Genomic DNA, 6,020 nt, shown 5'->3' with positions numbered 1-6,020 from the left:
ATGTAGTTCACCGGCCGCTGAACGCTCTTGACGCCGACCGTCAGCTTGTTGATGTCACACGGGCCGATCTCCTGCTCCGAGTTGTCGGAACCACCGGAGCCGCCGGAGCCCTTGGCGCCGTCCTTGGAGGACCCGGACTGCTCGGTGCCGCCGCCCTTCTTCCCGTCGCTCGCGCCGCCCGTGGCGTCCGACCCGCCGGAGCCCGAGGTCTGGTCGGCCGGGGCCGAGCTCGGGGTGTCCGCCTTGCCTTCGTTCTTGGTGCCGCTGCCCTCGTCGCTGTTGCAGGCGGTGAGAGTGAGCGCGGCGACCGCGGTCAGGCCGACCGCGGCCAGGCGCATGGTACGGGCGCGGCGGGTGGCGAAGGCGGTGATCGACATGGTGGGTTCCCCCCAGATGGACTTGGCCGTTTCCGGTGTGTCTTTCTCGGTACGGCTCAAGCCTCTCGCCCCCCGCTGTCGTTCGGCTGCCGCCCGGCTGCCGACCCGCTAACGTCCCACTAACGCCTCGCCTTCAGCGGCCTCTCGTCGCTCATTCACCGCCCCCGTCGCCGTCCTTGCCGCCCTCGCTGTCCTGGGCGAAGAGCTTGACCAGGTCGCTCAGGGCGAAGCCGGTGCGACGCAGCTCACCAGGAACGGCTGTCGCGAACCGCCCGCCCCGCGCATGAGCAGCCGAAGCCACCACGCCGGGACCTCGATCACGCGCGGCGCGCCGAGGCCCCCGCGCCGACCGCGGCCGAGCCGTGCACCGCGACCCCGTCCGGGCGAGCCAGCTCCAGGTACATCTTGACGTCGTCGAAGCGCTCGTCGCCGACGGCTATCCCGCTCGGCAACCGGCCCCACTCCTTGAAGCCGAGGTCCTCGTACAGGCCGATCGCGCCGTGGTTGTTGCCGCGGACACCCAGGATCAGCAGCTCCAGACCGGCCGCGCGCACGTCGTCGATCAGCGCGGACACCAGGAGGCGGCCGATCCCCCGGCCCCGGGCCGCGGGGTGCGTCATGACCTGCTGGAGCTCGGCGCTGTGCCGGTAGCTGGCCACGGTGGCGCGGCGCCGCCACAGCGCGCTGCCCAGCACCTCGCCTGCCCCGCCCTCCTCCGTCGCCAGGGCCAGCGCCGCGTCCCCGGCCCGTACGTCGGCCAGGATCCCGTCGAGCCAGGCGTCGGTCTCCGCCCGGCCGGGCGGTGTGAGGTAGCCGATGGCCCCGCCGGTCTCGGTGACGGCGTGGATCATCCGGTGGATCCTGGCGCGCAGCGCGTCGTCCAGGGTGGTCGGCCACACCAGCTCGACCGGGTCACTCATGTCGTGTGCTCCTTGCCCTGTCCGACCGGTCATTCGATGATTGTGCTGCACGCGGCCCAGTGCACCCGGCCCATGTTCGGATCGAGCATGAACGACAGAGTGACCCAGTTCTTCTCCGTACCGATGTAATTGCCGCGAAGGGCCAGATCATCCTTCGGAGCCAGGGTGAAGTCCGGCATCATCTCCCCCGGCTGGTACGTGCGCACCACCGGCACGCTCGGGTGCCCGGCGATGATGTGATTCGCGTCCCAGACCGTCAGGGGCTGGCCGACCTTGGAGTACACGGCGACACTCGTGCCCTGGGGCACCTCGGTCATCGGCAGGTCGGGCTCGAGACCGCCATGGCCGGCGAACACCAGCTCGCCGTCCGGGCGCTCCTCGGGGAGGTAGTCCAGCAAGTGGCAGGGCGTGAGCCCTAGCGGGTCGACCCAGCGGTGGGGGTTGGGGACGTAGGCGACCGGGTTGGGCGCGGGGGCGAGGCCGAGGGGGTCGGGGGTGAGGTAGCGGGCCGTGGTGGGGTCGTAGTAGCGGTGGTGGTTGTAGTGAAGGCCGCTCTCGGGGTCGACGTACTGGCCGGGGAAGCGCAGCGGGGTGTGGGGAGCGTCGGTGCGGTCCTCGGTCGTCGTGCCCCAGAGGGTGGTACGGGGGCGCCAGGCGATATCGCCGGTTTCGTCGACGAGTTCGGTGGGGGTGCCGGTCAGGTCGGTGACGATGGCGAAGAAGCGGCGGTCGATCTCACGCTGGGTGGTGGCGTCGGTGACGCGCTCGGTCTGGGTGAGGGGGCGGAAGCCGTCGTGTTCCCAGGTGAGGGTGGTCGGGTCGGGGAGGTCCGGGGTGGTGGTGGTCTGTTCTGTGAGGGTGGTGTGGTCCCAGGTGAAGTCGACCTGTTCGGCGACCGTTTCGCCGTCGTCGGCGAGGCGTTGTTTGGCGGTGCGGCGGCCGAGGGGGTCGTAGAGGTAGCGCCAGGTGGTGCCGTCGGGGGTGGTGACGGTGGTGAGGTGGTTCTCGGCGTCCCAGGTGTAGCGCCAGGTGTCGGGCTTGCGGGAGGGGCGGGTCTTCTGGCGGAGGGTGAGGCGGCCGGCGGCGTCGTGTTCGTAGCGGACGCGTCCGGCGCGGGTGATGCGGGTGCCGGTGTACGTGCGGGGGCCGGTGGTGTCGGCTGCGGAGGGGTGTTCGCCTGGCCAGGTGGCGTGGGTCTGGTTGCCCACCTCGTCGTAGGCGTAGCTCTCGGTCCAGCCCTCGGCGCGGACGGCCGTGACCCGGCCGGCGGCGTCGAGGTCGTAGGTGTGGGGGCCGCGGAGTTGGTCGTCGATGCCGGTGAGGTGGCCGTCGGGGCGGTAGGTGTAGGCGCGGTGCTGAAGGGTTCCGCCCTCCGGGCCGGTGGTGAGGGTCTGCTCCGACAGCCGTCCGGCCGGGTCCCAGATCTGCGCGAGGGAGGCGGTATGCCCAAGGCGGCGGGCGGTCTCCCGGCCTACCGCGTCATACGTGAAGTCCAGGGTGTGACCGCAGGTGGTGAGCGTGGTGCGGTGGCCCGCCGCGTCGTAGGCGAAGGTGGACTTCGCGCCGGAGGGGGTGGTGCGGCGCACGGTGCGGCCGAGGGCGTCGTAGGCGCGGGTGAGAACGCGGTCGCCGACGACTTCCGCTATGGCCCGGCCCATCCGGTCCCGCCGGTACGTCAGCGCCACCTCCGGGCCGACGGCCTCCGTCAGCCGCCCGGCCGGGTCGTAGGCGAAGGTGGTGACCTGGCCGTCGGCGTCCTTGCGCACGGTCCGGCCGCAGGCGTCGTGTTCGAGGGAGACGGTCTGGCCCAAGGGATCAGTGCGGGAGACCAGTTGGCCCGCCGCGTCGTATGCGTAGGTGAGGGTGCGGCCGTCGAAGTCCGTCTCGCTGAGTGTGCGGCCGGTCGGATCGTACTCGTACGTCCAGGTCAGCCCCTGGGCGTTGGTGACCTGGGTGAGGCGCAGCCGCGTGTCGTAGGCGAACTCGTAGCGGGCGCCGTCCGGGTCGGTCCGGGCGGACAGCAGGTCGAAGTGGGTGTATTCGTAGGTGGTCACTCGACCGCCCGCGTCCACCTGAGCGGTGACGTTGCCCTCGCCGTCGTAGGTCCAGGTCTGCTCGGAGCCGTCCGGGGCGATGCGCCGGGCGAGTTTGCCTTCGGTGGTCCATTCCATGCGGGTGATGGCGCCGAGCGGGTCGGTGACGGCCGTGGGGCGGCCGAAGGCGTCGCGGTGGTAGGTGGTGGCCGCGCCCAGGGGGTCGGTGATCCGGATGGGGAGCCCGGCCGGGTCGCAGCGGACGTGGGTGGTGTCGCCGAGCGCGTTGGTGACCGACGCCAGATGGCCCAGGCCGTCGTAGGCGTAGCGAGTGGTGTTGCCGCAGGTGTCGGTGGCGGCGGTGCGGTTGCCCCGATCGTCGTAGGCGTAAGCCCAGGTGGCTCCGTCCGCGTGGGTGACCTCCACCGGGATGTCCAGGGCGTTGTAGGAGGCGGTCCGCCGGCGACCGTCGGGGGTGGTCACGGAGGTCAGCCGGCCGGCCGCGTCGTAGTCGTAGCCGGTCGTCCGGCCCAGCGCGTCGGTCCGGGACAGAATGCGGCCGTGGCGGTCCCGCCGGGTGCGGGTGGTGTGGCCGAGGGGGTCGGTCACGGCGACCACCTGGCAGCGGTCGTTGACCAGGTAGCGGGTGGCGTGGCCCTCGGGCGTGGTGACCGTGGTGACCCGGTGGCCGGTCCGTTCATCCGTGGGGCCGTAGTCGATGCGCAGCGCGATATGGCCCTCGGTGCCGCCCTGGGCGATGCAGCGGTCGCGGTTGTCGTAGACGTAGTCGTAGCGGCGGTTGTTGGTGTCGATCCAGGCGATGATGCGCCGCTCGGTGTCGTACTCGAAGCGCAGGGGCAGCCCGGAGGAGTTGGTGACGTCCGTGAGGTTGCCGTCGGTGTAGGCGTAGCGGATGAGCTCCTGGTCGGCTCCGGCCAAGTGGAGGGCGGTGATACGGCCCTGGTCGGTGGTGATGTTGAGGTGGTAGCCGCCGCTGTGGACGATGGCGGTGGGGGCGCCGTGTTCGTCGTATTCGAAGGTCAGGCGGTGGCCGTTGCGGTCGCTGACCTCCGCGAGCAACGCCTCGCCGTCGCCCCCGCCCTCCGGGCCGGTGAAATGCCAGGTGCGACCGGTGCCGGGATCGCTGAGCGTGTAGTCGCCCGCCGTGGTGCGTTCCAGGGGCCACCTGGGGCCCAGCTCCGGCAGCGTCGGCACGCCGGGCGCCGGGTGCGGATACGACAGCAGCAGTCCGTCCTCGGCGACGAACACCACACCCGGCGCGCCGATCTCCAGCCGCTGATCGGCCGTGCTCGACCAGGTGGGCCCGAACCACCGCCCCGCCCGGTACCCCGACTCCGCCCGCCGCACGAACACCAGCGGCAACGCCCCCGGCAACACCACATCCCGCTGCGGCAGATACATCCGCCCCGAAGCCAGATCCACCGGATCCGTATGACCCGCGGTCTTCGCCCCATCCGGCGTCGCATGCGGCGCAGCCCCGTCCCTGGCCAGCGACCGCGCAGCGGCACCCTCGGCCCGGGCCAGGGTCGGCAGCCGCTCAGCAGCGGTGACGGCCGCCTTCGCCCCGCCAAGACCCTTGGTCCCGATCAACTCCGGCACCAACCGCCCCAGCCCCTCCGAGGGATCCTTCTGGAACGCGTCCCACATGCCCTTGAGCGCCGTGCCCGGGTCATTGGCCATCCGCACCAGACCAGCGGCCGTGTTGTTCAGATTGGTGACGTACTCGGCGGGATGGGTGATGTTGTACAGGTCCAGCGGGTTCACCTGCCGCACAAAGTTCAGCAGCCCCGCCGTCCCCTTCACCACACCACCCAGGAAATGGCCCGTATCCAGGCTCAGCCCGGTCAGCCCATCCCCCACCTGCTGGGCATACGACGGCTTCTTCGGCGCGGCATCCCGCGCCCCCTCCACCGCCGCCTTAGCCACCCCATGCGCCTCGTTCCGCTGCCGCCGCGCCTCCGCCAACAACTCCTGCGCGGCCTTCATCTCGGCCGTCCCCGGATCATGGAACGTGCCCGGCTTGTCCGGCAGCGAGGACGGATCCCGCTTGTCGGCGGGCAGCGCGTTGTACGCGTCCGCCGCCTTGTTGTACGCGCTCACCTCGTCGTTATGCGCCGACCGCGCATCCTCCGACGCCTTCCTGCCCTTCTTATAGCGCCGGATCGCCTCCTCAGCCTGACCCTGCGCCCACTCCACCGTCCCCGCGAACCGCTCCAGCGCCGCCGACGCCTTCTCACACGCATCCGCAGCCGTGAACCACTTCTTCGGCTGGACCGACACGCTCTCCCGGAAGGCATCCGCCGCCTTCCCCTTCAACGACCGCGAACCGAGCCCCCGCAACCCCTTGCCCACATTGTTGAACGCGGTCTTGAAGTCCGTGAGATGGCCGGCCGTTGAGCGGAGTTTCGACGAACTGCCGTGGATCAGCTTCTTCGGGTCCTCGCTCTCCCCCAGCTGCATCTCGTCGACATCCGCACCCAGCGCGTTCGCCGCCGAGTCGGACTTGTCCCGGACCCAGTCCGCACCGCTCTCCCAGCCGACGTCATCCAGCCGGTCGCCCGTCCAGTCCCCCGCGTCGTCGACGGCCTCACCGACGTCCTCGACCCGGTCATCGACCCAGTCCTTGACGCCATCCGGAACGAAGTCTCCGAGCCCCACGCGCAGTTACC

3 protein-coding genes and 1 pseudogene are annotated in these 6,020 nt (G+C 71.0%); all 4 read right to left on the bottom strand.

Annotated elements, in window-relative coordinates; genetic code table 11:
• A pseudogene (locus tag ACWDSL_RS35680) lies at window positions 1–377 on the bottom strand (DUF4232 domain-containing protein); the annotation flags it as partial.
• 151 nt (window positions 378–528) lie between these two features.
• Window positions 529–678: a hypothetical protein gene (locus ACWDSL_RS35675; RefSeq protein ID WP_450492094.1), complete on the bottom strand. Its 150-nt coding sequence runs from the start codon at window positions 676–678 to the stop codon at window positions 529–531.
• A gap of 16 nt (window positions 679–694) precedes the next feature.
• Window positions 695–1,297 carry an N-acetyltransferase family protein gene (locus ACWDSL_RS35670; protein ID WP_450492093.1) on the bottom strand — a complete coding sequence of 201 codons (603 nt, stop codon included), beginning with the start codon at window positions 1,295–1,297 and terminating at the stop codon, window positions 695–697.
• Window positions 1,298–1,326: 29 nt separating this feature from the next.
• On the bottom strand, window positions 1,327–6,009 hold the full coding sequence (locus tag ACWDSL_RS35665) for a putative T7SS-secreted protein (RefSeq protein ID WP_450492092.1): 4,683 nt from the start codon (window positions 6,007–6,009) through the stop codon (window positions 1,327–1,329).
• Between the last annotated feature and the right edge of the window lie 11 nt (window positions 6,010–6,020).

Source organism: Streptomyces sp. NPDC000941 (genome assembly GCF_053599555.1).
The sequence above is the reverse complement of the archived record's forward strand: the minus strand, read 5'-3'. Positions and strand labels throughout refer to the sequence as shown.

Excerpts from the sequence above, each read along its gene's own strand:
- ACWDSL_RS35670 (WP_450492093.1), bottom strand. The coding sequence starts at position 1,297 with ATGAGTGACCCGGTCGAGCTGGTGTGGCCGACCACCCTGGACGACGCG.